Origin of the sequence: Knoellia subterranea KCTC 19937 (assembly GCF_000768685.1) — a bacterium.
In the GTDB taxonomy this organism is placed as follows: domain Bacteria; phylum Actinomycetota; class Actinomycetes; order Actinomycetales; family Dermatophilaceae; genus Knoellia; species Knoellia subterranea.
Genome location: NZ_AVPK01000008.1, coordinates 40007 through 65166, shown reverse-complemented (window position 1 = coordinate 65166; position 25160 = coordinate 40007). Strand labels below are relative to the sequence as shown.

Below are 25160 nucleotides of genomic sequence, written 5' to 3'. Positions count from 1 at the left end.
CGTCCGTGCGGAACCCAGGCTCGACGGGCCCGCCCGAGCAGATGGGTCCTGGGCGGCACGTGGCCCGAGCAGGCGCGTGGCCCGCACCGGAGCGGTACGGGCCACGCGGTGATCGGCTCCGTCCCTCACTTCCCGATCTTGACCGACCGCGTCACCAGGTTGTTGCCCGGTGCCGGGTCCGTCGTCGCCGACGCGACCGACGCGGTGGAGGTCACCACGCCCTTGTTGCCCTTGACGAGCAGGTGGACGTTGAAGGTCCACGTGCCTCCGGCGACCAGCGAGGTCGGACGGGTGCACGTCAACGTCTGCCCGCTCTTGGAACAACCGGCCGTGTCGAAGACGTAGACGGCTGCCTTCATGTCGGGCAGGGCCACGGTCACGACGGGCGACTGTGCGTCGGAAGGACCGTTGTTGGTGACCGACGCCGTGTAGACGATCGTCGAGGACGGCTTGTAGACGTCCTTGTCCGCCACGAAGGACATCACCAGATCAGCGGAGGTGCCGACGGTCGTCTGGGCCGTCGCCGCGTTGTTGGCCCCAGCCGGGTCGGTCGTGGCACTCGAGACCGACGCCGTGTTGGCGATCGTTCCCGCCGGGGTTCCGGACTTCACCACGCCGCGGATGACCACGGTCGTCGGCCCGTCGCTGGGTGCGAGGGTGCCGAGGTTGCAGTCGACGCGGTGGGCCGGCGGGTCGACCGGTACCGCCGTGTAGGCGCACGTCGCCGAACCCGAGGTGGCCGACGCCGAGGTGAAGGTCACCTCGTCGGGCAGGGCGTCGACGAGCGCGACCTCCCTCGCGGTGGACGGACCGAGGTTGCGGACGGTGACCGTCCACGTGAGGGTCCGCCCGGCGAGGATCGGGTCGGGGCTGTCGACCTGGGTCAGGGACAGGTCCGCCTCGGCCGAGACCGTCGTCGTGACGGTCGCGGAGTTGTCGGAGGTGTCCGGGTCCGGAGTCGACGAGGCGACCACAGCGTCGTTGTGCATCAACCCGCTGAAGGTCGGGTTGATCGTGGCGACGACGGTCATGGTGCGTGAGGCACCCGCCGGAAGGTTGCCGAACGAACACGTCGTCGGTTGGCTCGCCTGACCCGGCACTCCGGCCGTGCAGGAAGCACCACCACTCCCGGTCACCGACACGACGCTGACCGCTGCGGGCAGCACGTCCCGAACGACCACGGAGGTGGCCGTCGACGGGCCGTCATTGGTGACAGTGCTCGTCCAGGTGATCTGGTTGCCCGCCAGAGCGGTCGCCGGCGCCGTCTTGGTGATGCCGACGTCGGCCGATCCGGCGACGTGCAGGGTGTCGGACGCGACGTTGTTGCCGAGGTTCGGGTCGAGCGTGCCCGCGCCCACCGTCGCAGTGTCGGCGAGATCCTGCGGCTCGTCGGAGCGTTCACTGATCACGACGGCGACGGAGGCCCCGGAGGCGAGGTCACCGAGCGCGCACGTCGCGGTGGCCGAACCGGTCTGCGGACCCGCAGGCGCCGTGCATCCGCTCGACGTGGTGGCCAGCGTGAAGCTGCCACTGCCGAGGACCTGATCGCTGACGGTGACGGCGCGTGCGATGGCCGGGCCGTCGTTCGTCACGGTGATGGTGCACGGGTGCGCCACCCCAGCCGGGGCGTCACCGTCGGGGAGGCAGTTCTTTGCCACCCGCAGGTCGGCTCGGTTCGTCGCTGCCGAGAAGGCGTCGAGCACGCCGGCGCCCCAGGCGTTGTCGGCACCGGCAGGGCCTCGGTCGCGGGCGTTGGCGGCCAGCACCGCGGTGAGTTGGCTCGTGGTGAGCGAGCCGGGACCACCGGATGCGTCGAGGACGAGGGCCGCGACACCGGCAGCCGACGGTGTGGCCGCCGAGGTGCCGAAGAAGCGGCAATCGCCCTGGGCGACGGCGGGACAGCTGCCCGCACCGAAGTCACCCACACCACTCACCGACACACCATCGGCAGCCGAGTAGGTCGGTGCGATGACGGTGCGTCCGGCAGCACCCATGACGCTCTGGTTCTGTCCCGCCGGGGCGGAGGCAGGGCACGGGTAGCTGATCGAGCACACCGTGCTGCCGAGGAGTGTCACAGGGCCCTGGCCGCTGAAGTTCTCCAGCCCGACCGCTCCCGGATCCTGACTCGCTCCACCGTTCACCGCTCCGGCCGAGGTGGCGAAGTCGGTGTAGTTGCTGTCCGGGTTGAGGGATCCGGCATCGCCGGTGGCGTCGATCGCGCCGGCGTTCCCGCGCCAGCGCAGGTCGAGGGTCGGGACACCCTTGGCACCGGTCGCACCGGTCCGGTTGACGACGAGCTTGACCGTCGCGGCGGCGGCGCCGCCGTTGGTCCAGGACGCCTGCTCGATCGTGTCCCCGGCGCCACCACCCTGTGCACCCGTGCTCGAGGCCAGGCAATTGGCAGCACCGGCATCGAGGATGTAGAGGTCGAGGTTGGTGAACCCACCGGCACCCGCCGTCGGGAAGATCGCGCGGGGTTCGCTCCACTGGAGCGTCGCACCGATCGATGCACCGGCGGCCACGCTGACGTCGAACGTCGTGTCGGTCCCGTTGAGGGCGATCGCGTTGGCGTTGATCCCCGGGCATCCCGCTGGCGCCGCGGCCGCGCCGTCGGGGAACGTCCCCGTGCTGGTGGCCGCCACGCGTGGGGCGTGGCTGTCGTTGAGGTTGCCGGCCGACGAACTCATCCACACACCGGAAGCCGCCAGAGTCTCCGCGTTGGTCGCGGCCAGGCCCTTCTGGAAGGCCGGCTCGCCGTCGAACGGTATGTCCTCGGTGATGAGGTCGGCGCCAGCCGCCGCAAGAGCGTTCTGGGCAGTCACGTGTCCGGCGACTCCTCCGCCTGTGCCGTGGAAGAGCAGATCCGCTCCGGGCGCCATGTCGTGCACGATCTCGAGCATCGAGGTGCCCTCGTCGCCACCACCGGCGTTGAGGACGGTGACGCCCGCGGGAAGGTCCCCGAGCGCCTGGGCGGCCGCGATGCTGGTGACGCCGTCGGAGATGACTCCCACGGACACCCCGCCACCATCGACTCCGATGGCCTGGGCGTCGTCGGCTCGGTGCAGCGAGACGCCCTCACTGAGGAAGGACCCCGCGTCGGGCGGCGACATCTCGGTGGGCCGCACCGCAGCCACCCAGCTCAGTCCGGCGACGGCATCAACCTTGTCATAGGGCACGAGCGCCCGCAGGACACCGGCCGCAGGCAGAGCCTTCACCTTGGACGGTCGGACCCACTGGTCCGAACCACTGAGGACCCGCACCCCAAGTCGCGTCAGGTCGGCGCGTTCGGGGCCCCTGAGGGTCGTGAGTGCGTGGATCTCGAGATCGAGCCGGGCGTCGGCATCGACCGCGAGCAGGTCGTCACTCAGGACTCGCCGGGATGCTGCACCGAGCGAGTGTCCGTTCTTGGCTGCTGTCCGGACCTTGGCGGCCCGCTGGCTGACGATGGACGGCACCTTGGACGCGGCCTGCTGGCCGGGACTCGATGCCGAAGGAGCCGCCGTGGGAGCCGCAGCGGCCGACGAGGTCACGGGGCCGAGTGCGGGGGCGGCGAGGGCAGGGCCGGCTCCGGTCGCCGCGAGCGCCAGGGCACTCGCGACAACGGCCAACCGCCGCAGCGGAGTTCGCGTGATGGGCATGGGTTCCCTCTCTCGAGTGGAGCACAGGAGGAACGCTGCCCACGGGGGCCAGACGCACGGAGGCATCGAGTCGTCGAGGGATCGACGTGGGACACGGCGGACAGCGCATGAATGGGCGAGGAACGAGACGTTCGGTGGGCGCATCCGCGAGAACTGCGCCGACGAGATCCTGCGCGCCCCGGACGCCCCCGGAGATTCCCCCTGGGCGCCGGTGCCATCGTCCGGCCGTGGACCACCACAAGCACTCTTGTGGCGCTACGAGTGTAGGAGGGGTGAGGTCCGTTCGTCAGCCCAACCGGGGAATCAGTCCCCCGCCGACACCAGCCGCTTCGTGAGGTCGACGGTGCCGGGGAACTCGCCCTCACCCGGGCGCACGCGATACCCCGCCTTGCGATACATCCGGAGGTTCTCCGTCGACTTCGCACCGGTGTTGAGCCAGAACGTGCGGATGTCCTCGGGAGCCAGCGACTCGGCATACGCCAGCAGTTCGCGTCCCAGGCCACGGCCCTGGAGATACGGCGCAACCATGAGCCGCCCGATCTGCCACGTCGCTTCCCGGGTCGGGTGCGGTCGGACGCGGACGGAGGCGATCAGGGTGCCGTCTCGGCGCCACACGCGCGTGTCCCATTCCTGTATGCCGTCCCGCACCGTTTCGAGGTCCTCCTCGCCTGCCCCGAACATGCCGTAGCGGGCGAACTCCGGCGCCCAGCAGGCCCGGGTGAGCACCTGGAGGTCGGGGGCATCGGCGGGGGTCGCGACCCGCTCCTCGAGGTCGGCGAGCGCCGCGGCCGCAGCAACCGGCGGAAGCAGGTCCGGACGACGCGCCGCAGTCCGTTGGACCCGCTGCTCGTGACGCCACTCCGCGATGGCCCGGTGGTTGCCGCCGAGCAGCACCTCGGGCACGGCGCGGCCGTCCCACTCGGCGGGCTTGGTGTAGACGGGATACTCGAGCAGGCCGTCCTCGTGCGACTCCTCGATGAGCGACTCGGCGTTGCCGATGACACCGGGGAGGAGCCGAGCGATGGCTTCGACCATGGCGAGCACCGCGACTTCTCCCCCGTTGAGGACGTAGTCGCCGAGCGAGAGGATGCGCACGGGCATGCGCTCCCCCGCCCATTCGTAGACGCGTTCGTCGATGCCCTCGTAGCGGCCGCAGGCGAACGCGAGCCAGGGCTCCTCGGCCAGGTCCTTGGCGATCTGCTGCGTGAACGGCTCGCCACCGGGACCGGGGACGATGAGGGTGGGAACGCGTTCTGCGGCTCCGGGGAACGCCGAACTGCCCTGTGCCACAACGTGATCCAGCGCCTCCGACCACGGCTGTGGCTTCATGACCATCCCGGCGCCCCCTCCGTAGGGCGTGTCGTCGACGGTGCGGTGCCGATCGTGGGCGAAGTCGCGCAGGTCGTGGACCGTGAGGTCGAGCAGGCCGTCCCGGCGGGCCTTGCCGATGAGCGAGAGGTCGAGTGGTGCGAGGTAGTCCGGGAAGATCGAGACGACGTCCAGGCGCATGGTGCGTTCGCCCCTCACGCCTCGTCGAGGTCGAACAGGCCGGCCGGGGCGTCGACGACGACGTGACCGCCGTCGAGGTCCACTTCGGTCACGATCGCTTCGACGAACGGCACGAGCACGTCGCGGCCGTCGCTGAGGCGCACCTCGAGCAGGTCCTGCGCGGCACCGACGAGCAGCCCGGTGACTTCACCCAGGGCGGCACCCGAAGGGTCGTGCACAGCGAGCCCGACGAGGTCGTGCTCGTAGAAGCCCTCGTCCTCGTCCTCCTCGCCCTCGATGTCGGCGGAGGTGACATCGAGGAGCAGACGCGTCCCACGCAGCGACTCGGCGCCGGTGCGGTCGGGAATCTCGGCAAAGCCTAGGAGCCAGATCTCGCGGTGCTTCCGGGCCGTGGCGAGTGTGAGACGGCGCGGCACGCCTGTCCCCGGGGCCGCCTCGGTGTCGAAGACCTGACCCGCGACGAAGCGCCCCATCGGGTCGTCGGTGTGCACCTGCACGGTCACCTCGCCACGGAGTCCGTGGGGTTTGCCGATGCGGGCGACGAGGAGGGCGTCGGAGTTGCTGGCCATGGGTCTGATCCTCTCAGGCGGGGTGTGGCTGGACGCACGAACGCGCCGCGCCCCGGAGGGACGCGGCGCGTTCGGTGTCAGGCGTCGGGCTCAGCGCACCCGGTCGGTGTCGACGATGTCGATCCGGACGGGGCGACCACCCGCGAGGGCGGTGAGCACGGTGCGCAGGGCACTGGCGGTGCGGCCGGAGCGGCCGATGACGCGACCAAGATCATCCGGGTGCACCCGAACCTCGATGATCTCGCCGCGACGGAGCTCCTTGCGCTTCACCTGGACGTCGTCCTTGTGGTCGACGATCCCGGTGACGAGGTGCTCCAGCGCCTCCTCGAGCACGGTCAGGACCCAGCCTTGACGAAGCCGGCGGCCTCGGCGTCGGCAGCCGTCTTGAACCAGACCTCGGCAACGGTCTGCTCGAACCACTGGCCGTCCGGCTCGTGGTACTTCATCGAGTCCTTGTTGCCCTTGATGGTGTAGCCCTCGGGGGCGGCGCCATCCTCGAGCGCGGCAGCCGCGCCCTCGGGAAGGTCGGCAACCGGAGCAGCCTCGGCCGGAGCCTCGGTGGTCTCCTCGGCCTTGGGGGCCTCCTCGACCTTCTCCTCGGCCGGAGCCTCGGCAGCGTCGGCCTTCTTGGCGGCCTTCTTCTTGGCGGTGGTGGCGCCGGACGTGTCGGCACCGTCACCCTTGCCCGCAGCAGCGAGAGCGGCCTCGTAGAGGTCCTTCTTGCTGGCCTTGGGCTCGGCGACCTTGAGGGTGCCCTCGTCCATGATCTTCAGGAGCGCGGCGACGGCCTCGGTCGGCTGCGCGCCCTGGCCACGCCAGTAGTTGGCGCGGTCCATGTCGATCTCGATGAGCGACGGCTCCTGGTTGGGGTCGTACTTGCCGATCTCCTCGATCGCACGACCGTCGCGCTTGGTGCGCGAGTCCATGACGACGACACGGTAGATGGCGGTGCGGATCTTGCCCATCCGCTTGAGACGAATCTTGACGGCCACGAGTGTGGTCTCCGTTCAGGTTGTGGGCACGGCGAGACCGCGGGAGCAAACACGCGGGGTACCGATGCCCGAGGTAGGCATCCGGCCGACATCGGCGCCAGCCAGAAGGTGTACAGCGGACCATTCTGCCAGACCTGTGGGGGTGGTCCTGACCATCGAGCGGTGGGACGCTCGTGGGGTGCCCGTCCTCTTCGGCCTGTGGGTGCTCACCGGCCTCGCCTTCGTCCTCACCTTCATGGGGATGTTCTCGATCGGCATCTTCGTCCTCCCGGTCGCGGTGGTGCTGCTCGTCGTCTCGATCGTCCTGACCACTCGGCGGCCGGACGGCTGGCCCGCGCTGGCCGGCCTGGGAGTGGCCTTCGCTGTGGGGGTGGCGTGGCTCGGCTGGACGGTCGCCGGGTCGGCCCGCTTCGACGAGCTCTCGTGCTCTGGCGGATCGAACCAGCCCACGGTCTGCACGTCGCACGGCCGGGTCATCGACCCCGACTCCGTGGACTGGGTCGCTGCTGCGCCGTGGATGGGTGCCGCTGCCCTCATCGCGGGTGTGTCGGTCGTCCTCTATGCCGTGGCGATGTCGAGCACCCGCTCCAGCGCGGCGAGGCTCGGCAGGTAGCCGGCCAGCGACTCCTCGATCTCACCGCGCGCCTGGGCTCTGCGCTCGTCGGGCGCGGCGTCGGCGAGGGCCAGCCTGATCTGGCTGGCGAGGAAGTTGGTCTCGGTGCACATGACCATCGCGAAGTCGTCGATCGCCCTCACCACTCCCGTCCCGCCCGCTTCGACATACGCAGTGACAGTCCGCGCCACAGCGTCCTCGTCAATGACCTCCCCCAACACATGCCACTGCACGAGCGTCTTCGCGAGTTCCCGTGTGGGATCGAGCGGTCCGCAGCACTCCCAGTCGAGCGCACGCAGACTGCCGTCCGGAGCGATGACCGCGTTGTCGGGGTGGAAGTCGCGGTGCCCGAGGACGAACGGCCCCGTTCCCGGGCCGGCCCGGTCGACAACGCTCCGGTATGCCGCGTGGTCGCCTTCCCGTGCCACGAGGGCTTCGTGCCAGGGCTGGCCGACGGAACGCTGCACGAGGGCCGCCCACTCGTCGGCGGGGACCATCGTCGTGTACCAGTTCGGCGGCACCTCATCGGTCGATGGGCCAGCCCGATGCAGCTGTGCGAGAAGGGCTCCGAGCTGCTCGGCCACAGCAGAGCCACCGTTGCCGACGGGCTCACCCTCGACCCAGTGGCTGACGCGGGCGCTGCCGCCGCCGAGGTCGCTCGGCACCTCGACAACGAGCCGACCGCCCGACGCCACGACGTGCGTCGGGACGTCGATCCCCTGCGCCGCAAGGTGATCGAGCAGGAGCGCCTCCCGCCGGATCGCATCGACATCGACCCCGCGGAACGGTCGCTTCACCGCGAACTCGACGCCACCAACCGAGAGCCGATACACCTCGCCGACAGCACCTCGCCCACCGACCACGAACGTGAGCGGGCCTGTGCCGAGCCCGAATTCGGACCGGACCCACTCAGCGAAGGCGACCATGCGGCATACCCACTCTCACCAGGGACTGGGCTCGAAGTCCTTGACGAAGCAGCCGTAGATGTCCTCTCCGGCCTCGCCCCGCACGATGGGGTCATAGACGCGCGCAGCGCCGTCGACGAGGTCGAGCGGTGCGTGCCACCCCTCGGCGGCGATGCGGAGCTTCTCGTGGTGCGGTCGCTCGTCTGTGATCCAGCCGGTGTCGACGGCCGTCATGAGGATCCTGTCCTTCTCGAACATCTCGCCCGAGCTCGTGCGGGTGAGCATGTTGAGCGCGGCCTTGGCCATGTTGGTGTGCGGGTGGCCGGCGCCCTTGTAGCGGCGGGTGAACTGGCCCTCCATCGCCGACACGTTGACGACGTAGGCGCGACGCGCCCCCGCCTGCACCGCTGCTCGCAACGACGGACGGAGCCGGGAAACGAGGATGAACGGCGCCGTCGAGTTGCACAGCTGCACCTCGAGGAGCTCGAGCGGGTCGACCTCGTCGACGACCTGGGTCCACGAGTTGTTGGTCTGGACGTCGGGCAGGAGGCCGCCGGCGTCGACTGCGGTCCCCGCCAGGTGCCGGTCCAGGCTCGCGTGGCCGGCGGTAAGGGCCATCTCCGTCATCGAAGCCGCCGTGCGCTGGGCCAGCGACTGGGCCGCTTCCTCGTCGGACTCGCCCTCGTGGTGCGCGATCTGGTGCTGCGCGAGCGTGCCGAGCAGGTTGGCCGGGTGGGCCTCGCTGATCCGGTCGAAGGTCACGAGCTCTGGGTAGCGGACGTTGCGCTCCAGCGGCACTTTCTCGCCGTCCACGAGGTGCGAGTAGGACCCGGGCGAGCGGCGCACGGTCTGGGCCGCGTTGTTGATGAGGATGTCGAGCGGGCCGGCCGCGGCGACCTCGTCGGCGAGCGCGACGACCTGGGTGGGGTCGCGCAGGTCGATGCCGACGACCTTGAGACGGTCGATCCAGTCCGCGCTGTCCTCCTGGGCCGCGAAGCGCCGCGCGGCGTCGTGCGGGAAGCGCGTCGTGATCGTGAGGTGGGCGCCGTCGCGCAGGAGCATGAGCGCGATGTACATGCCGATCTTGGCGCGGCCGCCGGTGAGCAGCGCGCGCTTGCCCGTGAGGTCGACGCGCTGGTTGCGCTTGAGGTGGCTCTTGGCGGCACAGTCCGGGCAGAGCCAGTGGTAGAACGCGTCGACGGTCGTGTAGTCGGCCTTGCAGATGTAGCAGCCGCGCGGCTCGAGGAGCTCCCCGGCGATCGTGCCGGCCGGCGGGACCTCGAGCAGGATGCCTTTGGTCTCGTCGTCGATGCGCATGGGCGAGCCGGTCGCGGTCTTCGCGAGGATCGCCTCGTCGTGCTCGATCTGCGGCCGCTTGGCCTCGCGTCGGCGGGCCTTGCGGACCTGCTTGTACATCCGCCCCGTCGCCCGCTTGACCGTCTGGAGATCGGGGTGTCCGGCCTCGAGCTCGGGCAGCGACTCGAGGACGCGCAGCACCGTGGCGAGGTCGTCGGGATCCAGCCCGGGGCCGAAGTCCGCCGGGTCGTTGTCCGTCGGGTGGACGTCGACGGGGAGCGTGCGACGAGGAGTGTCGGGGGTATCGGTCATGCGCGGTTCATCCAGGCTTCCGGGTCGGCGGTGAGGTCACGGACGGTGGTGGGCAGGTCGCCGCTCAGGACATCGGCGAGCGAGGTTTCGTCGAGGACGGCCCGCAAGGCTGCACGCACGGCGACCCACACGGTGGGGAGGTGCTCGGCGACGCCGTCGTATGCCGTCTCGTGCGGACGCAGTCCCCTCACCTCCGCGAGGGGTCCGTCCACGGCGCGAAAGACGTCGCCGAGGGCGATGTCCTCCGCGGGTCGCGCCAGAGCGTAGCCGCCGCGGGCGCCACGCGTGCTCGTGACGAGCCCGGCGGCGCGCAGGTCCGCGGCGATGGCTTCGAGGAACTTGCGCGGCAAGGACTGGGCCGTGGCAAGTCCGTCGACGCTCACCGGCCCCGCATCCCGAGAGGCGGCCTGGGCCAGCAGGAGCATCGCGCGCACCGCGTACTCCGTGCGCGCCGAGATGTCCACGGGCACATTCTCTCCCACGATGTGAGACATAACGTCTTGTTACTTGCTCCATAACGCTTGGGCATCCAAACTCCTACTCAACCAGTCGGATATGCCGGCTCCACTCCTTCGACAGGACCACCCATGCGCAAGCTCGTCCTTCTCGCCCTCGTCGGCCTCGGCGCCCAACTCGTCGACGGCAGCCTCGGCATGGCCTACGGCGTCACGTCCACGACGCTGCTGCTTGCCATCGGCACGAACCCGGCGGCTGCGTCGGCGACAGTCCATCTCGCCGAGATCGGCACGACCCTCGCCTCTGGTGCGTCCCACTGGAAGTTCGGCAACGTCAATTGGCCCGTCGTCGCGAAGATCGGTATCCCCGGTGCGTTCGGCGCCTTCGCCGGCGCCACCTTCCTTGCCAGCCTCGACACCTCCGTCGCGGCCCCGGTGATGTCCCTCATCCTGCTCACCCTCGGCCTCTATGTCCTCGTCCGGTTCACCGTGCGCGGCCTGCGGACCGACCGCCTCGGGCACCCTCTCCGCAAGCGTTTCCTCGCTCCGCTGGGACTCGTCGCCGGCTTCGTCGACGCCACTGGAGGCGGCGGCTGGGGACCCGTGGGCACGCCGGCCATCCTGGCGAGCGGACGCCTGGAGCCGCGCAAGGTCATCGGCTCGATCGACACCAGCGAGTTCCTGGTCTCCGTCGCCGCGAGCCTCGGCTTCCTCCTCGCTCTCGGCAGCCAGGGCATCGACTTCGCCTGGGTCGGGGCACTGCTCCTCGGCGGCCTCATCGCCGCTCCCATCGCCGCGTGGCTCGTCCGGCACATTCCGCCGCGCGTCCTCGGCTCGCTCGTCGGCGGCGTCATCGTCATCACCAACGCCCGCACGCTGCTGAAGTCGGACTGGATCGATGCTTCCTCCGGGACCCGGTGGATCGCGTACGCCGCGATCTACGCAGTGTGGGCCGCCGCCGTCGCCTGGTCCGTCCGCGCCCACCGCGCCGAGCGCGACCTGGCTCCGGCCACCTTCGACGAGGCCCCGGTTCGGGAGCGCGAGCTCGAGGCGGACCCCGTCTGACCTTTCCGGTTCACCGGGCCTGGTTCACCAGGTCACACCGCGCAGGACCACCGCGCTGGGTTCGCCCAGCGCGGTGATGTCCTGTCGGGGGTCCCGATCGAGGGCGAGGAAGTCTGCGTCGGCACCCTCCTCGAGACCCGGCCGCCCGAGCCACTCGCGCGCCCCCCACGTCGCCGCGCCCAGCACCTCGGTGTTGCTGAACCCGATCCGGGACAGCTCGACGGCTTCCTGCGCCGCGAGTCCGTGGGCGATCGAACCGCCCGCGTCGGTTCCGAGATAGATGGGTATGCCGGCCTCTCGCGCCGCGCCGAACGTCTCGTAGCGTCGGGCGTGCAGATCAAGCATCCGCCGGTGGTAGTCGGGGAACTTCTCCCTCGCGGGCTCGGCGATGGCCGGGAACGTGGCGATGTTGACGAGCGTCGGGACGATGGCAACCCCCTGTGCCGCAAAGGAATCGATCGTGTCGGCCTCGAGTCCGGTGGCGTGCTCGATGCAGTCGGTGCCTGCCGCCGCGAAGTCGCGCAGTGAGTCCGGCCCGAAGCAGTGCGCGGTCGTGCGGGCACCCTCCTCGTGCGCGGCGGCGATGGCCTCGGCGAGGACGTCGGCGGGCCAGCACGGCTCGAGGTCGCCGGTTTCCCGATCGATCCAGTCGCCGACGAGCTTGACCCAGCCGTCGCCGGCGCGGGCCTCGATCCGCACGCGCTCGACGAGCTGCTCGGGCTCGACCTCCCAGGCGAAGTTGCGGATGTAGCGCTTGGGGCGGGCGATGTGGCGTCCGGCCCGGATGATCTTGGGCAGGTCGTCGCGCTCGTCGACCCAGTGCGTGTCGAGAGGTGACCCGGCGTCCCGGATGAGCAGGGTGCCGTTGTCGCGGTCGGTCGTGGCCTGCTGCTCGGCGGTCGCGTCGTCGACGGCTCCGTGGCGATCGAGGCCGACGTGGCAGTGGGCGTCGACCATCCCGGGCACGAACCAGCCACGGAGCGTCTCGACGTCGTGCCCCGCACCGGTCGGTCGCTCGAAGGTCAGTCGACCCCCGATGACCCACGCCTCGGGTCGCACGTCCTCCGGTCCGACGAGGACCTCTCCCACCAGGTGCAGCACCGAACCCGTCATGCCTCCGACCCTAGCGATGGCCCGGGGTGGGCGACGGGACCGTCAGCTCGACAGGCCCTGACCGAGTCGCTCGAGCGCATCCTGCCAGTGCTGATGGTCGCCGCGCGGGTCACCGACGATGCCGCGGCCCTCGTGATAGACGTTGACCCGGGTGCCGTCGCCCTCGGGGCTCAGCTGCACGTCGAGCATGCTCAGCGGGCCGTCTTCGTGCGGGTGCCACGTGACGCGCACCTGCTCGATCGGGTGGAAGCTGCGGACCACGCCGTGGGACCCGTCCCCGGCCCGCCACGGCTCGCCCTTGCTGCCGAAGCGTGCGCCCTCGCCGAGGAGTGCCTCTGCCCCGGCCGTGCTCGTCAGGTGCGTCCAGACCGCGCCCGGCTCTGCCGGGAAGGCCGCGGTGGCCCGTACCCCCACCTGTGGTTCGTCGTCGATCTCCTCCGGAAGCGCGTCGACCTCACTGCTCATACCTGACCTCCATCCACGGTGACGCCCGGACGGACGCCATGGGACCAGCAGACTCCTTCCGGAGCCACAGGGCAACAGGCTGAGCGGCCCAGTTTCGCGAGTCAGGACTCCGACTGCACGACACGACGCAGCGCTTCGGTGACGACCGCGGGCGCGTCACTGTGCACCCAGTGCGAGGCACCCTTGACCGTGAGCAGCCGCACCCGGGGGAAGAAACCGCGCATGCGCTCGGAGTCCTCGTCCTTGATGTAGCGACTCTCGCCACCTTTGATCCAGAGCACCGGGCCGTCGAACGGTTCGACCTCCCCCGGCTCGAAGGGGAAGTCGGCGATGACGGACTCGTCGCCACGCGCCCCGTCGGCGGTGAACAGGTCGAGATTGGCCTGCCAGCGCCAGGCTGCACCCTCCCTCCGGAGGTTCTGCAAAAGGAAGGCCTTGACCCCGGGATCCTGCTCGTCGAATCGCGCCTCGGCGTCCGCTCGATCGCGCAGCTCCCCCAGCGGTAGCCGCTGCATCTCGTCCATGTAGCCGGTGAACCGGTCGAGGTTGCCGTAGCTCTTGGGTGCGATGTCGACGACGACGAGCTTCGAGACGAGGTCGGGCTCGGTCAGTGCCAGGGTCATGGCGACCTTGCCGCCGAGCGAGTGCCCCACGACGATCCAGGGCCCGGCGTCGATGGCGCGCAAGGTCGAGGCGACGGACACGGCATACCCCTCGAAGGAGAAGCCGGCCGACCACGGACTGCGACCGTGATCAGGAAGGTCGACGAGCGTCGCGCGGACTCCGTCGAGCGACGGCCCAGCCAGGCCCTTGGCGATCGTCGACCAGTTGCGGCCCTGACCGAACAGGCCGTGCAGGAACGCGATGCGCGGACCGGCAGTGCCGACCGACAGCGTGTGCAGCGGGTCGGTCACGGCCGGTTCGGCGCTCACTTGCCGAGGAACTTCTCGAAGCCCTTCGGCAACTGGGACGGGTCCATGGCAGCGGGGTCGAGCCCACCGGCGGCGCCGCCACCGAACGCCGAACCCGCGGGCTTGGACGACGAGCGCTCGGCCGCCGCCTTGGCCTCGGCGGCGCGCTTGGCGGGGTTGCCCGACTTCGACTTCTTGCCGCGCACCTGCTGTTGCTGCTGACGCGCCTTCTTGCCGCCACCCATGCCGGGCATGCCCGGAATGCCACCGCCGCGGGCGAGCTGCTTCATCATCTTCTGCGCCTCACCGAAGCGCTCGAGCAGTTGGTTGACCTCGGACACGGTCACACCGGAACCGCCGGCGATGCGGGCGCGGCGAGAGCCGTTGATCTGCTTCGGGTGGTTGCGCTCGAACGGCGTCATCGAGCGGACCATGGCCTCGACGCGGTCGAACTCGCGCTCGTCGAGGTTGTCGAGCTGGGACGCCATCTGGCCCATGCCCGGCATCATCTTGAGCATCGACTTGAGCGAGCCCATCTTCTTGATGGCCGCAGTCTGCTGGAGGAAGTCGTCGAAGGTGAAGTCCTCGGCCGCGAGGAACTTGCGCTCCATCTCGGCAGCCTGGCCACGGTCGAACGCCTTCTCGGCCTGCTCGATGAGGGTGAGCACGTCACCCATGTCGAGGATGCGCGAGGCCATGCGGTCGGGGTGGAAGACCTCGAAGTCCTTCACGCCCTCGCCGGTGCTGGCGAACATGATCGGACGGCCGGTCACTCCGGCGACGGACAGCGCCGCACCACCGCGGGCGTCACCGTCGAGCTTGGAGAGGACGACACCGGTGAAGTCGACGCCGTCGAGGAACGCAGTCGCGGTCTCGACGGCCGCCTGACCGATCATCGCGTCGATGACGAACAGGACCTCGTCGGGGTTGATCGCCTCGCGGATCTGACCGGCCTGCGCCATGAGGTCGGCGTCGACGGCGAGCCGGCCGGCGGTGTCGACGATGACGACGTCGTGGTGCTTGGACACGGCTTCGCGTATGCCGTCCCGAGACACCGCGACCGGGTCACCAAAGCTGCGGGTCCCCTCCCCCGTGGGCCCGACCGCGTCGTGGCCACCGACGTTGCCCTGCTCCGGCGCGAAGACTGGAACGCCGGCCCGCTCGCCGACGACCTGGAGCTGCGTGACGGCGTTGGGTCGCTGGAGGTCGGCCGCTACGAGCATCGGCGTGTGGCCCTGCTCCTTGAGCCAGTAGGCGAGCTTGCCCGCGAGCGTGGTCTTGCCCGCACCCTGGAGGCCGGCGAGCATGATGACCGTCGGCCCGCTCTTGGCGAAGCGGATCGTGCGCGTCTCACCGCCGAGGATGTCGACGAGCTCGTCGTTGACGATCTTGACGACCTGCTGGCCCGGGTTGAGCGCCTGGGACACCTCCGCACCGAGGGCGCGCTCACGGACGGCAGACGTGAACTCCTTGACGACGGGCAGGGCCACGTCGGCGTCGAGCAGCGCCAGGCGGATGTCGCGGACGGTCTTGTTGACGTCGGACTCGGTCAAGCGCCCCTTGCTGCGGAGATTCTTGAAGGTCGACGTCAGGCGGTCGGAGAGGCTGTTGAACACCGGACAAGGTTAACTGCCGCGCTCAGGTGGTCCCGTCACACGTGTCGATGACGACCGCGACGACCTGCGCCACCTTCGCCGGTTCGAGAGGGCGACCGGAGAAGTCCGAGACATAGAAGGTGTCAAGAGTCTGGCCGGCATACGTGGCAATGTGCGCGGAGCGCACCGAAACTCCTGCCTTCGCGAAGGCCATGCCGAGCTCGTGCAGGAGCCCGGGACGGTCGTGGGCGCGCACCTCGATGACCGTGGCGTCGGTGCTCGCGCCCGGGACGACCAGGGCGCGCGGCTGTCCGGGGGTGCCGATCGTCGACGCACCGCTCGGCCGGGCCGCGAACTGGCGTCGACGATCGAGCAGGCTGAGTGGACCGCGATCACCGGTGGCGAGCCGCATGAGGCCGCGGACGAGGCGGTCCTTCTCGGGCACTGCGTCGCTCGGGCTCTCGACGTGCCACTCGTTCACGGCGACTCCTTCGACGGTGCGCAGGACCGCGGTGCGGACGACGAGGCCCTCGGCGGCGAGGAGGCCGGCCGTGTCGGCGAAGAGTCCGAGCCGATCGCGGTCGGCGATGTCGATGCGATACGAGCCACCGTTGGGCACGACGTCGACGAAGGGCTCACCCGCGGCGAGGGTCGTGACGAGGTCATCGGGCACCAGGGAGGGTTCGGCCTCGCCGAACGCTGGCGTGGCCGGATCCAGGCGAGCCCGCACCGCCGTGGCGAGCTGACCCAGGAGCGCGGCCCGCCAATCGGTCCAGGCCTTGGGCCCGGCAGCCACGGCATCGGCCTCGGTCAGCGCGACGAGCAGTTCGAAGCGCTCCCGGTCGCCGTCGACCGCTGCGAGCGCCGCATCGATCGTGAGGGGGTCCGAGTGGTCGCGGCGGGTGGCGAGTTCGATGAGGGTGAGGTGCTCGCGCACGAGCGACACGACGGTCGCGACGTCGTCATCGGAGTGCCCAAGGCGACGCATGACCGCCTCGGCGATCGGGGCGCCGGTCGCAGAGTGGTCGTGGGCACCAGGCACCTTGCCGATGTCGTGTAGCAGGGCAGCGAGGAGCAGCAGATCGGCCCGACCGACCCCGCGCAGCAGACCGGTCGCGTGGACCACCGTCTCGATGAGGTGGCGGTCGACCGTGTGCCGGTGGACGGCGTTGCGTTGCGGGCGCGAGCGCACGGCAGCCCACTCCGGCAACCATTTCTCGACGATGCCCTGCTGGTCCAGGCCCTCCCAGACGGTCACGAGTCCCGGACCGGAGGCGAGGAGGTCGCTGAGCAGGCCTCGCGCCAGAGGCGTCCACGGCGTGGGGAGGTCAGCGCATTTCGTCGCGAGGTTCTCGAGGGTCGTCGGGGCAATGGGCAGGTTGGCCCGGGCCGCGATCACCGCGGCACGCAGCGGCAGGTTCGGGTCGCTGTCGACGAGCCGCCCGGATCCGAGCACGACCTCGCCGTCACTCTCGAAGAGGCCATAACCCAGTGGGGTCATCTGTGGGCGCCGCGGCCCCACCCGCAGGACGCGAGCGCGCTGGGACTGGCCGGCCCGACGGACGGTGCCGTCCACGGCATACGCGATGGTCCTGCCAGCATCGGAGACGTCGGCGAGCAGGTCGTCCGGGTCGCCGTAGCCGAGGAGGGCGGCAACGGCGTCGTGGTCCTCGCGCCCAAGGCGGTCCCGTCCCCGGCCCGTGACGACATGCACGGCGTCGCGCACGTCGAGGAGGAGTCCGTGAGCCGCGTCGACCTCACCCCGGGGGCGGTCGGCCAGCCACGCCTCGGCCAGGGCCTTGAGGATCGTCATGTCGCGCAGCCCACCGTGGGCTTCCTTGAGCTCCGGCTCGATCGACTGCGCCAGGTCGCCGTGCCGGTGGTGGCGGACCGCCATCGCCTCGGTGAGCTGGGGCAGGCGCTTGCGGGCGTTCGCTCGCCAGTCGTGGCTCACCGTGGCCCGGGCCGCGGCCACCACTTCGCGGTCGCCGGCGAGCGGTGCGATGTCGAGGAGCCCGACAGCCGCGGTGAGATCGTCCGCGGCGACCGTGCGGCACTGGTTCACGGTGCGAACGCTGTGGTCAAGGCGCACCCCCGCATCCCAGATCGGGTACCAGATGCGGTCGGCCAGCCGGGTGATCTCCTCCGTGGAGAGCGTCCGGCCGTAGTGCAGGAGGACCAGGTCGTAGTCCGACAGCGGCCCGGCGTCCCCACGCCCGACGCTGCCGACGGCCGCGAGCGCAACACCGTCCACGCGCTGACCGCGAGTCGCCTCCTCCCAGAGCCCACCGATCCAGGTGCGGTTGAACTCCGCGAGGCGCTCGCGGCGCTCCACTCCCGAGCCGACCGTCTCGAAGGCCCGAGTGCCCGCGAGGTCGAGCCGTCGTGCCGCGACGTCACACACGTTCACGCCCTCACCCATGTCGTCCTCTCACTCCCCGTCTCCGACTTCTTGCCCCGTTGGGACAACTCGCTGGCGCTCGCCGTCCCAACGGGGCAGGAAGTCGGGGTGATCAGATGGCTTCGGAGCCGTGTTCTCCGGTGCGCACCCGGACGACGTCCTCGACCGGGACGGTCCAGATCTTCCCGTCGCCGATCCGGCCCGTTTGGGCCGCCTTGAGGATGACGTCGGCCACGCTCGAGGCGTCCATGTCGTCGACGAGGACCTCGACGCGGATCTTCGGGACGAAGTCCACGGTGTACTCCGCGCCGCGGTAGACCTCGCTGTGTCCGCGCTGCCGGCCGTAGCCCGACGCCTCGCTGACCGTCATGCCCGAGATGCCGTAGGCCTCCAGGGCCTCCTTCACCGCGTCGAGCTGGTGGGGCTTGATGATGGCGGTGATGAGCTTCATGCCTTGGCTCCTTCGGAGGTGAGCTCCTCGTGGTGGCGAGCGTCGTGTGAGAGGGCGGGGGTCGAGGTGGTGCCGAGGCGGCCACCTCGCGACACGAGGTCGTAGCCCGACTCCGCGTGCTCGGCCTGGTCGATGCCGGCCACCTCGTCGTCGTCGGAGATCCTCCACCCGAGGGTGACCTTGAGGGCCAGTCCGATGATCGCGGTGACGATCGCCGAGAAGATCAGCGAGGCGAGGGCGATGACGATCTGGACGACCGTCTGCTTGATGCCGTCACCGTAGAAGAGTCCGCCGGACGTGGCGAGCAGACCGGCACCCACGGTGCCCCAGAGACCGGCGACGAGGTGGACGCCGACGACGTCGAGTGAGTCGTCGTAGCCGAACCTGAACTTCAGGCCGACGGCCAGGGCGGCGAGCGCACCGGCGACGAGACCAAGGATGATCGAGCCGACCGGCGAGAGGGCGCCACAGGCCGGGGTGATGGCGACCAGACCGGCGACGACACCGGAGGCGGCACCGACCGAGGTGGCGTGGCCGTCACGCACCTTCTCGACGACGAGCCAGCCGAGGATCGCGGCGCAGGTCGCCACCGTCGTGTTCACCCACACCAGGGCCGACAGACCATCGGCGGCGAGCTCGGAGCCCGCGTTGAACCCGAACCAGCCGAACCACAGCAGACCGGCGCCGAGCATGACGAGCGGGACGTTGTGGGGACGCATGGCGGTCTTGCCGAAGCCGAGACGCTTGCCGACGATGAGGGCGAGCACGAGACCGGCGATACCGGCGTTGATGTGGACGACCGTGCCACCGGCGAAGTCGATCGGCAGGACGTTGGCCACGCCGTCGGTCGCGCCGAAGAGGAGAGCGGCAAGACCGTCCTCGGATCCGCTGAGCAGACCTCCGCCCCACACCATGTGGGCGATCGGGAAGTAGGCCAGCGTGACCCACAGGCCGGAGAACACCAACCACGTCGAGAACTTCACGCGGTCGGCGATCGCTCCGCTGATGAGGGCAACGGTGATGATCGCGAAGGTCAGTTGGAACCCGACGAAGAGGACCTCGGGGATCCAGACGTCGGCACCGAAGACGTCGACGACGGCGGTGCCGTTGGCGTCCAGGGTCGCGCCGGCGGCGTCACCGACGACGCCCTTGAGGCCGAAGTTCTCGAAGGGGTTGCCGATGATGCCGCCGAGGTTGGCGCCACCGAAGGACATCGAGTAGCCCCAGAGCACGTAGATGACGCCGACGACGCCCATGGCGCCGAACGACATCATCATCATGTTGAGGACGGACTTGGCGCGCGTCATGCCGCCGTAGAAGAGGGCGAGGCCCGGAGTCATCAACAGCACCAGGGAAGCGCAGATGAGGACGAAGGCCGTCGCCGAGGCGTCGATCGTGGGAGTCTCCGCGAGCGGGAGGAGTGATGGGCTCATGGCGAGAGATCCTGCGATCCGCCCGTTTCACGTCCCGCGTCGTTGTGTTACGTCGATGTTGCACGTTCCCCGCGGCTGTAAGAATCACGTTTCGTCGTGGTCCCGGATCACTACGGCGTATGCCGTCCGCCCCCGTTCGGCGCTCGGCGCGCCGGTGCGACACTGGAGGCATGACGACCTCGGTGCTCATCTATGACGGCGACTGTGGCGTGTGCACGAAGCTCTCGAGGTTCGTCACCACCTCGGTCCGACGCCGCGGCGCGGACTTTGCGGTGAGCGCCTACCAGGACGCAGACCTCGACGCACTGGGCCTCACCCCAGAGCAGTCCGACGAGGCGCTGCAGTGGGTGGCGGCCGATGGTCGGATCAGCTCCGCGCAGGACGCGGTGGCGCGAGTGCTCCTCGCCGGACGAGCGCCCTTCAAGCCTCTGGGCGCGGTCATCCTCGTGCCGGGGATCAACGCCCTCGCCGGCGTCGTCTATCGCTGGGTCGCGCGCAACCGACACCGGCTCCCGGGCGGGACGCCGGCCTGCTCTCTCCCGGCGGCGCAGCGCCCGAGCTGAACCGGCGGGTCCACCACGACCGCAACCGGTCGGCATACTCCTCCAGCGGGAGGAAGGCCAGCATCATCACGAGGTGCGGCCAGAACGCGATCGTGATCGCGGCATACGTCATGGCGTGGAACGCGAACCACGCGGCGACGACCCGGCGCCGCCATTTCTCGGAGAGCAGGAAGATCACAGGGGCGGTGAGTTCGGCCGCCATGAGCACCCACTGGAACCAATGCAGGGTCCACGGGATCTCGAGCAGCCACTGCGCCCACGGCGTCCCGCGCCGGACCACCGCGCGCACCATCGTCGCGGAGTTGACCCACTCGGGGCCGCCGAAGCGCAACTTGGCCCATGCCGAGAGGAAGTACGTCGCGATCGCCGCCATCTGGATCGCGCGCAGGGCCATCCCGGCCGCCTCGGATCGCCGCCGGTCCGACAGGTGGGCCAGCCCCACCGTGGGCAGCAGGGCGAGCGCCACGACGAAGTCGGCCCGGTCGTGGTCGACCTTGCCGTAGCTGAAGGCGACGTATTGGTACCAGATCCAGCACACCGCCACGGTCCAGCCGAGCACTCGAGGGGCCTTGCCGGTCAGCGCTGCGAGAGCGCCGAGCACACACCCCCACTTGAGCGTCTCGACGAGCAGGACGGACGCCGCGGGGAGGCGGAAGACCTCACCCATGATGAGCGGTTCGTACCAGACCGGGTCAGCAAATCCGTGGTACCAGCCGCTCGTGTGGAGCAGGAGCACGTCGATGATGACGAAGGCGTAGACGAGCCACCGGAGCACGGCCACCCGCGCAAGGGGCATCGGAGTGAACAGCCAGGCGGAGAGCCGGCCCATGACGCTCATGACGCCGCCCATTCGGCGAGGACCTCGGTCTCGACCTCACCGGTGGGCTCGCGGTCGACGACGACGATCTTGTGCCGGACGACACGCAGGCCGATCCACGCCGCGGCGCCCGGGCGCAATTTCGCGTGGCTCTCTGCAAGGGTGCCCAGCCGGGCCGGGTCGGCCTCGATCTGCGGGATCCGCCCCTCGACCTCGGCACGGTTGACCCCGACGTTCTCCGGCGTCAGCGGAGCCCGGACCCACTCCCCCGGCTCATCCGCCGTGCGCACCTCGATCCCGGTCGACCACACCGAGCCGGTCGCAGCCTGCGACGTCGCGAACATCCGCCATGGGCTGAACGGCCACCAGTGGTCGTTCCCGACGAGCGATCCCGCACAGAAGAGCGCGATGAGAGCCACGACGACGGCGGCGCGCCACGCCCGTCCGATGCGACTGAGCCGGAGCACTCCCGACCCGTTGTCCCCCTGATTCACCGACACAGGGTATGCCGTCCGCGCACCTCGCGCGGCCAACCGCGCGGATCGTCGTGGGTCACCGCGACGATCCGCGCAGGTGTCACTCGATGATGGCGTCGACGAATCCGGCGGGGTCGAAGGGCGCGAGGTCGTCCGGGCCTTCTCCGAGCCCGATGAGCTTCACGGGGACGCCGAGCCTGCGCTGGACCGCGACGACGATGCCTCCCTTGGCGGTGCCGTCGAGCTTGGTGAGGACGATGCCGGTGATGCCGACAACCTCGCTGAAGACCTCGGCCTGGCGCAGGCCGTTCTGGCCGGTCGTGGCGTCGAGGACGAGCAGCACCTCGTCGAGGGGGCTCTGCTTCTCGATGACGCGCTTGACCTTGCCGAGCTCGTCCATGAGGCCGACCTTGTTGTGCAGGCGGCCGGCCGTGTCGATGAGGACGACGTCGGCCTCGAGCTCAGCGGCACCCTTGACGGCGTCGAACGCGACGGCGGCCGGGTCAGCACCCTCACGGTCGGAGCGGATGGTGGGGACACCGACGCGCTCGCCCCAGGTCTGGAGCTGGTCCGCGGCGGCGGCCCGGAAGGTGTCCGCGGCGCCGAGCACGACGTCCTTGTCCTCTGCGACGAGGACGCGCGCGAGCTTGCCGACCGTCGTGGTCTTGCCCGTGCCGTTGACGCCGACGACGACGATGACGGCGGGACGGCCCTCGACCCGGGACGACGCGATGCTGCGGTCCATCGATGGGTCGACGAGGGTCAGGAGCTCCTCGCGCAGCCAGCCTCGGACGGTGGCCTCGTCGGCGTTGCCGTGGACCTTGAGTCGGGTGCGGAGCGAGTCGACGAGTTCGGTCGTGGCCTCGACGCCGAGGTCGGCGGTGAGGAGGGTGTCCTCGACGTCCTCCCAGGCCTCTTCGTCGAGATCGCCGCGCGAGAGCAACGCGAGCAGGCCCTTGCCCAGGGCGGTGTTGGACCGCGAGAGGCGTGCCCGCAGCCGCTGGAGGCGGGTCTGTGGGGCTTCCGGGCGATCGAGGTCGGGGACGGTCGCCGGGGGCAGCGTCTCCTCGACCGTGGTGTCACCGACCGTCGAGTCCTCGCTGGGCGCCGGGAGGGTGTCGACGGATCCGGCGTCGTCACGCTCCGAGGTCTCCGCTGGTGCCGACGGGGCCGACCCAGTCGGCCGGGTCGGCTGCTCGCGCGGCAGCTCCTTGGTGGCACCCCCACGTCCACGGAGGAAGGTCGCGGCGAGTCCACCGAGGACGACCAGCAGGCCGACCGCGATGGCGAAGAATTCCCAGAAGGTGTCGATGGCACTCACGCGGCCATCCTCCCATCAGGCGTCAGAAGATCCGGACGCGCTCGTCCTCGGGCACCCACATGCCGTCACCCTCGACGACGTCGAAGGCCTCGTGGAACTCGCTGAGGTTGCGAACGGCGTTGGCGCGCAGGTCCATCGGCGCGTGCGGGTCGATCGCGAGCAGCCGGATCGCCTCCGCCTCGCGCGCGGCCCCACACCAGACCTGGGCCCATCCGATGAAGAACCGCTGGTCGCCCGTGAGGTCGTCGATGACCGGGGCCTCGCCACCCTCTGTGGAGATCCGGTATGCCGCGTGGCCGATGGTGAGCCCGCCGAGGTCACCGATGTTCTCGCCGACCGTGAGCGCGCCGTTGACCTTGTGGCCGGGTGCGTCGCGCGACTCGAGGTCGTTGAACTGGGCGATGAGGCGCTGGGCGCGGCCGTCGAAGTTGACGCGGTCCTCGTCGGTCCACCAGTTGCGCAGGTTGCCCTTGCCGTCGAACTGGGATCCCTGGTCGTCGAAGCCGTGGCCGATCTCGTGACCGATCACGGCACCGATACCGCCGTAGTTGACCGCGTCGTCGGCGTCCACGTCGAAGAACGGCGGCTGGAGGATCGCGGCCGGGAAGACGATCTCGTTGAGGCCGGGGTTGTAGTAGGCGTTGACCATCTGCGGGGTCATGAACCACTCGTCGCGGTCGACGGGGCCACCGAGCTTGGCGAGGTTGCGGTCCACCTCGAAGGCGGTGGCCCGGGCGACGTTGCCGACGAGATCGTCGGCGTCGACCTCGAGGCCAGAGTAGTCACGCCACGTCTCGGGGTAGCCGATCTTGGGGGTGAACGCGTCGAGCTTGGCCAGGGCCTCGCGCCGGGTCTCCAGGTGCATCCACTCGAGCCCGAGGAAGTCCCGGCGGAAGGCCTCGACGAGGTTGTCGACGAGTTCGACCATGCGCTCCTTGGCCCGGGGCGGAAAGTGCTTCTCGACGTAGAGCTGCCCCACGGCCTCACCGAGTGCGTCCTCGACGAGCCCGACGCCACGCTTCCAGCGGTCCCGGATCTGCGGGACGCCGGAGAGGGTCCGACCGTAGAAGTCGAAGTTCTCCTCGACGATCGCGCCCGGCAGGTAGGCGGCGAGGGCGTGGACGACCCGCCAGCGGAGCCAGTCCTGCCACGTCGCGACGTCGACCTCGGCCAGGGCGGCCGCGATGGAGCGGAGGTGGTCCGGCTGCCGCGCGATGACCTGGTCGAACGCGGTGGTCGGGGCCTGCGCCGCCGCGAGGTAGGCATCCCAGTCGATGCCGGGCGTGAGCTCGGCGAGACCGGCCCGGTCCACGAGCGTGTAGGTCTTGACGGCGTCGCGGTTGCTCACCTGGTCCCAGTGCGAGGCCGCGATCCGGGTCTCGAGCTCCACGATCCGATCGGCGGCAGCAGCGGCCGCGTCACCGGCATACAGGCCGGCGAGGGTGAGCATCCGCGCGACGTGACCGGGGTAGGCCGCCCGGATGGACTCGTGCTGCGGGTCGCGGTAGTAGGCCTCATCGGGCAGGCCGATGCCGGCCTGCTCGAAGTAGACGACGTAGCGAGACGAGTCCCGGTCGTCGGTGTTGACGATCGGGTGGACGAGTCCGTCGACTCCGGAGCGGAGGAATCGGCCGAGCAGCACGACGACGTCCTGCGGCGAAGCCACGTCGTCGATGGCGGCGAACCAGGGCGCCAGCGGCTCGACGCCGCGCTGCTCGATGCGCTCCTCGTCCATGAAGGAGCTGTAGAGGTCACCGACCTTGCGCGCGACCGTGCCCGGCTCGGGGTTGCCCTCGGCGACGGAGGTGATGATGTCGCGGACCTGCTGCTCCGCGCTCTCGCGCAGGACGTCGAACGAGCCGTAGCGGCCACGGTCGGCAGGGATCTCGGTGCGGGCGACCCAGCCACCGTTGACGTGGGCGAAGAGGTCGTCCTGCGGACGAACCTTCGGGTCCCGGGCCGAGTGGTCGATCCCGGACCGCATCAGGAGACGCTCGCCGACGAGTCGGCCTCGTCGGGCTCGCCGCGTTCGAGGCGTTGCCGGGCCGCCTGCTGGCGGTCCTTGAGCGCGCTCACGACCTCTTCACCCTTGGGTGTGAGCAGGTCCCGGCCGTCGCGGCGGGCCGGCACGGCGACGAGTGCGACGACGACCAGAGCCAATCCGACGCAGATGAGCATGCCGATGATGAGCGCAACCATGGTCACAAGGGTCTCCCAGCACGCGCCCCGTCGCAAAACGACACCCCGGCAGTGAGATGGC

The 25160-nt window shown here is 70.1% G+C and carries 23 protein-coding genes and 1 pseudogene; 3 read left to right on the top strand and 21 right to left on the bottom strand.

Translation table 11 applies throughout. The features are described from left to right. Positions 1–125: 125 nt before the first annotated feature. The 6 genes and pseudogenes from N803_RS13405 to rpsP all read right to left on the bottom strand — a co-directional run. Entirely contained in the window at positions 126–3638 is a 3513-nt protein-coding gene (locus tag N803_RS13405) for a hypothetical protein (protein WP_245617267.1), read from the bottom strand. A 303-nt stretch (positions 3639–3941) separates the two neighbouring features. Then, on the bottom strand, positions 3942–5147 hold the full coding sequence (gene trmD, locus N803_RS13400; protein ID WP_035906293.1) for a tRNA (guanosine(37)-N1)-methyltransferase TrmD: 1206 nt from the start codon (positions 5145–5147) through the stop codon (positions 3942–3944). Positions 5148–5161: 14 nt separating this feature from the next. Next, positions 5162–5716, bottom strand: a complete 555-nt coding sequence (rimM, locus tag N803_RS13395) for a ribosome maturation factor RimM (RefSeq protein WP_035906118.1) — start codon at positions 5714–5716, stop codon at positions 5162–5164. A gap of 90 nt (positions 5717–5806) precedes the next feature. Then, positions 5807–6049, bottom strand: a complete 243-nt coding sequence (locus N803_RS13390) for an RNA-binding protein (RefSeq protein WP_035906116.1) — start codon at positions 6047–6049, stop codon at positions 5807–5809. Positions 6050–6051: 2 nt separating this feature from the next. Next, positions 6052–6183 carry a sunset domain-containing protein gene (locus tag N803_RS19225; protein WP_483790089.1) on the bottom strand — a complete coding sequence of 44 codons (132 nt, stop codon included), beginning with the start codon at positions 6181–6183 and terminating at the stop codon, positions 6052–6054. Positions 6184–6192: 9 nt separating this feature from the next. Further along, positions 6193–6708 (bottom strand): annotated as a pseudogene (gene rpsP / locus N803_RS13385) (30S ribosomal protein S16); the annotation flags it as partial. Positions 6709–6850: 142 nt separating this feature from the next. Here rpsP and N803_RS13380 point away from each other — a divergent pair. Next, a complete protein-coding gene (locus N803_RS13380) occupies positions 6851–7321 on the top strand; it encodes a hypothetical protein (protein WP_035906114.1) in 471 nt (156 codons plus the stop codon). Here the strand turns inward: N803_RS13380 and N803_RS13375 are convergent. The 3 genes from N803_RS13375 to N803_RS13365 are packed head-to-tail and all read right to left on the bottom strand — an operon-like array spanning position 7267 to position 10298. Next, complete coding sequence (locus tag N803_RS13375; protein WP_035906112.1) at positions 7267–8247, bottom strand: aminoglycoside phosphotransferase family protein; 981 nt, start codon at positions 8245–8247, stop codon at positions 7267–7269. The two genes, N803_RS13380 and N803_RS13375, sit on opposite strands and share 55 nt — an antisense overlap. 15 nt (positions 8248–8262) lie before the next feature. Then, the gene (locus tag N803_RS13370; protein ID WP_084764509.1) at positions 8263–9834 is read right to left on the bottom strand and encodes an SDR family NAD(P)-dependent oxidoreductase; all 1572 of its coding nucleotides are present in this window, start codon (positions 9832–9834) and stop codon (positions 8263–8265) included. After that, entirely contained in the window at positions 9831–10298 is a 468-nt protein-coding gene (locus N803_RS13365; RefSeq protein WP_035906280.1) for an RrF2 family transcriptional regulator, read from the bottom strand. The genes N803_RS13370 and N803_RS13365 overlap by 4 nt, the downstream gene beginning before the upstream one ends. Positions 10299–10421: 123 nt before the next feature. Here N803_RS13365 and N803_RS13360 point away from each other — a divergent pair, with 123 nt between their 5' ends. After that, positions 10422–11354: a sulfite exporter TauE/SafE family protein gene (locus N803_RS13360; RefSeq protein ID WP_035906109.1), complete on the top strand. Its 933-nt coding sequence runs from the start codon at positions 10422–10424 to the stop codon at positions 11352–11354. Between the two features lie 24 nt (positions 11355–11378). Here N803_RS13360 and N803_RS13355 read toward each other — a convergent pair whose 3' ends face one another. The 7 genes from N803_RS13355 to N803_RS13325 form a co-directional block, all read right to left on the bottom strand. Then, complete coding sequence (locus N803_RS13355) at positions 11379–12467, bottom strand: amidohydrolase family protein (protein ID WP_035906106.1); 1089 nt, start codon at positions 12465–12467, stop codon at positions 11379–11381. A gap of 42 nt (positions 12468–12509) precedes the next feature. Further along, positions 12510–12932 (bottom strand): SRPBCC domain-containing protein, encoded by a 423-nt coding sequence (locus N803_RS13350; RefSeq protein WP_035906103.1) that lies wholly within the window; start codon positions 12930–12932, stop codon positions 12510–12512. A 101-nt stretch (positions 12933–13033) separates the two neighbouring features. Then, positions 13034–13864, bottom strand: coding sequence for an alpha/beta fold hydrolase (locus tag N803_RS13345; protein ID WP_035906100.1), 831 nt, complete (start codon positions 13862–13864; stop codon positions 13034–13036). Beyond that, positions 13861–15459, bottom strand: coding sequence for a signal recognition particle protein (gene ffh, locus N803_RS13340; protein ID WP_035906097.1), 1599 nt, complete (start codon positions 15457–15459; stop codon positions 13861–13863). Before ffh ends, N803_RS13345 begins: the two co-directional genes overlap by 4 nt. A gap of 22 nt (positions 15460–15481) precedes the next feature. Then, positions 15482–17860: a [protein-PII] uridylyltransferase gene (locus N803_RS13335; protein WP_035906094.1), complete on the bottom strand. Its 2379-nt coding sequence runs from the start codon at positions 17858–17860 to the stop codon at positions 15482–15484. A gap of 91 nt (positions 17861–17951) precedes the next feature. Further along, the gene (locus N803_RS13330; RefSeq protein ID WP_035906093.1) at positions 17952–18290 is read right to left on the bottom strand and encodes a P-II family nitrogen regulator; all 339 of its coding nucleotides are present in this window, start codon (positions 18288–18290) and stop codon (positions 17952–17954) included. Next, positions 18287–19723 (bottom strand): ammonium transporter, encoded by a 1437-nt coding sequence (locus N803_RS13325; RefSeq protein WP_052112283.1) that lies wholly within the window; start codon positions 19721–19723, stop codon positions 18287–18289. The genes N803_RS13330 and N803_RS13325 overlap by 4 nt, the downstream gene beginning before the upstream one ends. A 170-nt stretch (positions 19724–19893) precedes the next feature. Between N803_RS13325 and N803_RS18030 the strand changes: the two genes are divergently transcribed. Then, positions 19894–20286, top strand: a complete 393-nt coding sequence (locus tag N803_RS18030; protein WP_084764507.1) for a thiol-disulfide oxidoreductase DCC family protein — start codon at positions 19894–19896, stop codon at positions 20284–20286. Here the strand turns inward: N803_RS18030 and N803_RS13320 are convergent. From N803_RS13320 to N803_RS13300, 5 genes are all read right to left on the bottom strand, one after another. Further along, positions 20180–21124: an HTTM domain-containing protein gene (locus tag N803_RS13320; RefSeq protein ID WP_169743094.1), complete on the bottom strand. Its 945-nt coding sequence runs from the start codon at positions 21122–21124 to the stop codon at positions 20180–20182. The genes N803_RS18030 and N803_RS13320 overlap by 107 nt on opposite strands. Then, positions 21121–21597 (bottom strand): hypothetical protein, encoded by a 477-nt coding sequence (locus tag N803_RS13315; protein ID WP_156969786.1) that lies wholly within the window; start codon positions 21595–21597, stop codon positions 21121–21123. Before N803_RS13315 ends, N803_RS13320 begins: the two co-directional genes overlap by 4 nt. 82 nt (positions 21598–21679) lie before the next feature. Further along, positions 21680–22900, bottom strand: a complete 1221-nt coding sequence (ftsY, locus tag N803_RS13310; protein ID WP_035906092.1) for a signal recognition particle-docking protein FtsY — start codon at positions 22898–22900, stop codon at positions 21680–21682. Between the two features lie 22 nt (positions 22901–22922). Beyond that, entirely contained in the window at positions 22923–24884 is a 1962-nt protein-coding gene (locus tag N803_RS13305; RefSeq protein ID WP_035906091.1) for a M13 family metallopeptidase, read from the bottom strand. Then, positions 24884–25099 carry a hypothetical protein gene (locus tag N803_RS13300; RefSeq protein ID WP_035906271.1) on the bottom strand — a complete coding sequence of 72 codons (216 nt, stop codon included), beginning with the start codon at positions 25097–25099 and terminating at the stop codon, positions 24884–24886. Before N803_RS13300 ends, N803_RS13305 begins: the two co-directional genes overlap by 1 nt. Positions 25100–25160: the final 61 nt, after the last annotated feature.

Bases quoted from the DNA above. Each gene is read 5' to 3' on its own strand.
- trmD (WP_035906293.1), bottom strand. From the start codon at position 5,147: ATGCGCCTGGACGTCGTCTCGATCTTCCCGGACTACCTCGCACCACTC.
- N803_RS13320 (WP_169743094.1), bottom strand. From the start codon at position 21,124: ATGAGCGTCATGGGCCGGCTCTCCGCCTGGCTGTTCACTCCGATGCCC.
- N803_RS18030 (WP_084764507.1), top strand. From the start codon at position 19,894: ATGACGACCTCGGTGCTCATCTATGACGGCGACTGTGGCGTGTGCACG.
- N803_RS13300 (WP_035906271.1), bottom strand. From the start codon at position 25,099: ATGGTTGCGCTCATCATCGGCATGCTCATCTGCGTCGGATTGGCTCTG.
- N803_RS13325 (WP_052112283.1), bottom strand. From the start codon at position 19,723: ATGAGCCCATCACTCCTCCCGCTCGCGGAGACTCCCACGATCGACGCC.
- N803_RS13375 (WP_035906112.1), bottom strand. From the start codon at position 8,247: ATGGTCGCCTTCGCTGAGTGGGTCCGGTCCGAATTCGGGCTCGGCACA.
- N803_RS13360 (WP_035906109.1), top strand. From the start codon at position 10,422: ATGCGCAAGCTCGTCCTTCTCGCCCTCGTCGGCCTCGGCGCCCAACTC.
- rimM (WP_035906118.1), bottom strand. From the start codon at position 5,716: ATGGCCAGCAACTCCGACGCCCTCCTCGTCGCCCGCATCGGCAAACCC.
- N803_RS13405 (WP_245617267.1), bottom strand. From the start codon at position 3,638: ATGCCCATCACGCGAACTCCGCTGCGGCGGTTGGCCGTTGTCGCGAGT.
- N803_RS13305 (WP_035906091.1), bottom strand. From the start codon at position 24,884: ATGCGGTCCGGGATCGACCACTCGGCCCGGGACCCGAAGGTTCGTCCG.
- N803_RS13335 (WP_035906094.1), bottom strand. From the start codon at position 17,860: ATGGGTGAGGGCGTGAACGTGTGTGACGTCGCGGCACGACGGCTCGAC.
- N803_RS13370 (WP_084764509.1), bottom strand. From the start codon at position 9,834: ATGACCGATACCCCCGACACTCCTCGTCGCACGCTCCCCGTCGACGTC.
- N803_RS13330 (WP_035906093.1), bottom strand. From the start codon at position 18,290: ATGAAGCTCATCACCGCCATCATCAAGCCCCACCAGCTCGACGCGGTG.
- N803_RS13350 (WP_035906103.1), bottom strand. From the start codon at position 12,932: ATGAGCAGTGAGGTCGACGCGCTTCCGGAGGAGATCGACGACGAACCA.
- N803_RS13355 (WP_035906106.1), bottom strand. From the start codon at position 12,467: ATGACGGGTTCGGTGCTGCACCTGGTGGGAGAGGTCCTCGTCGGACCG.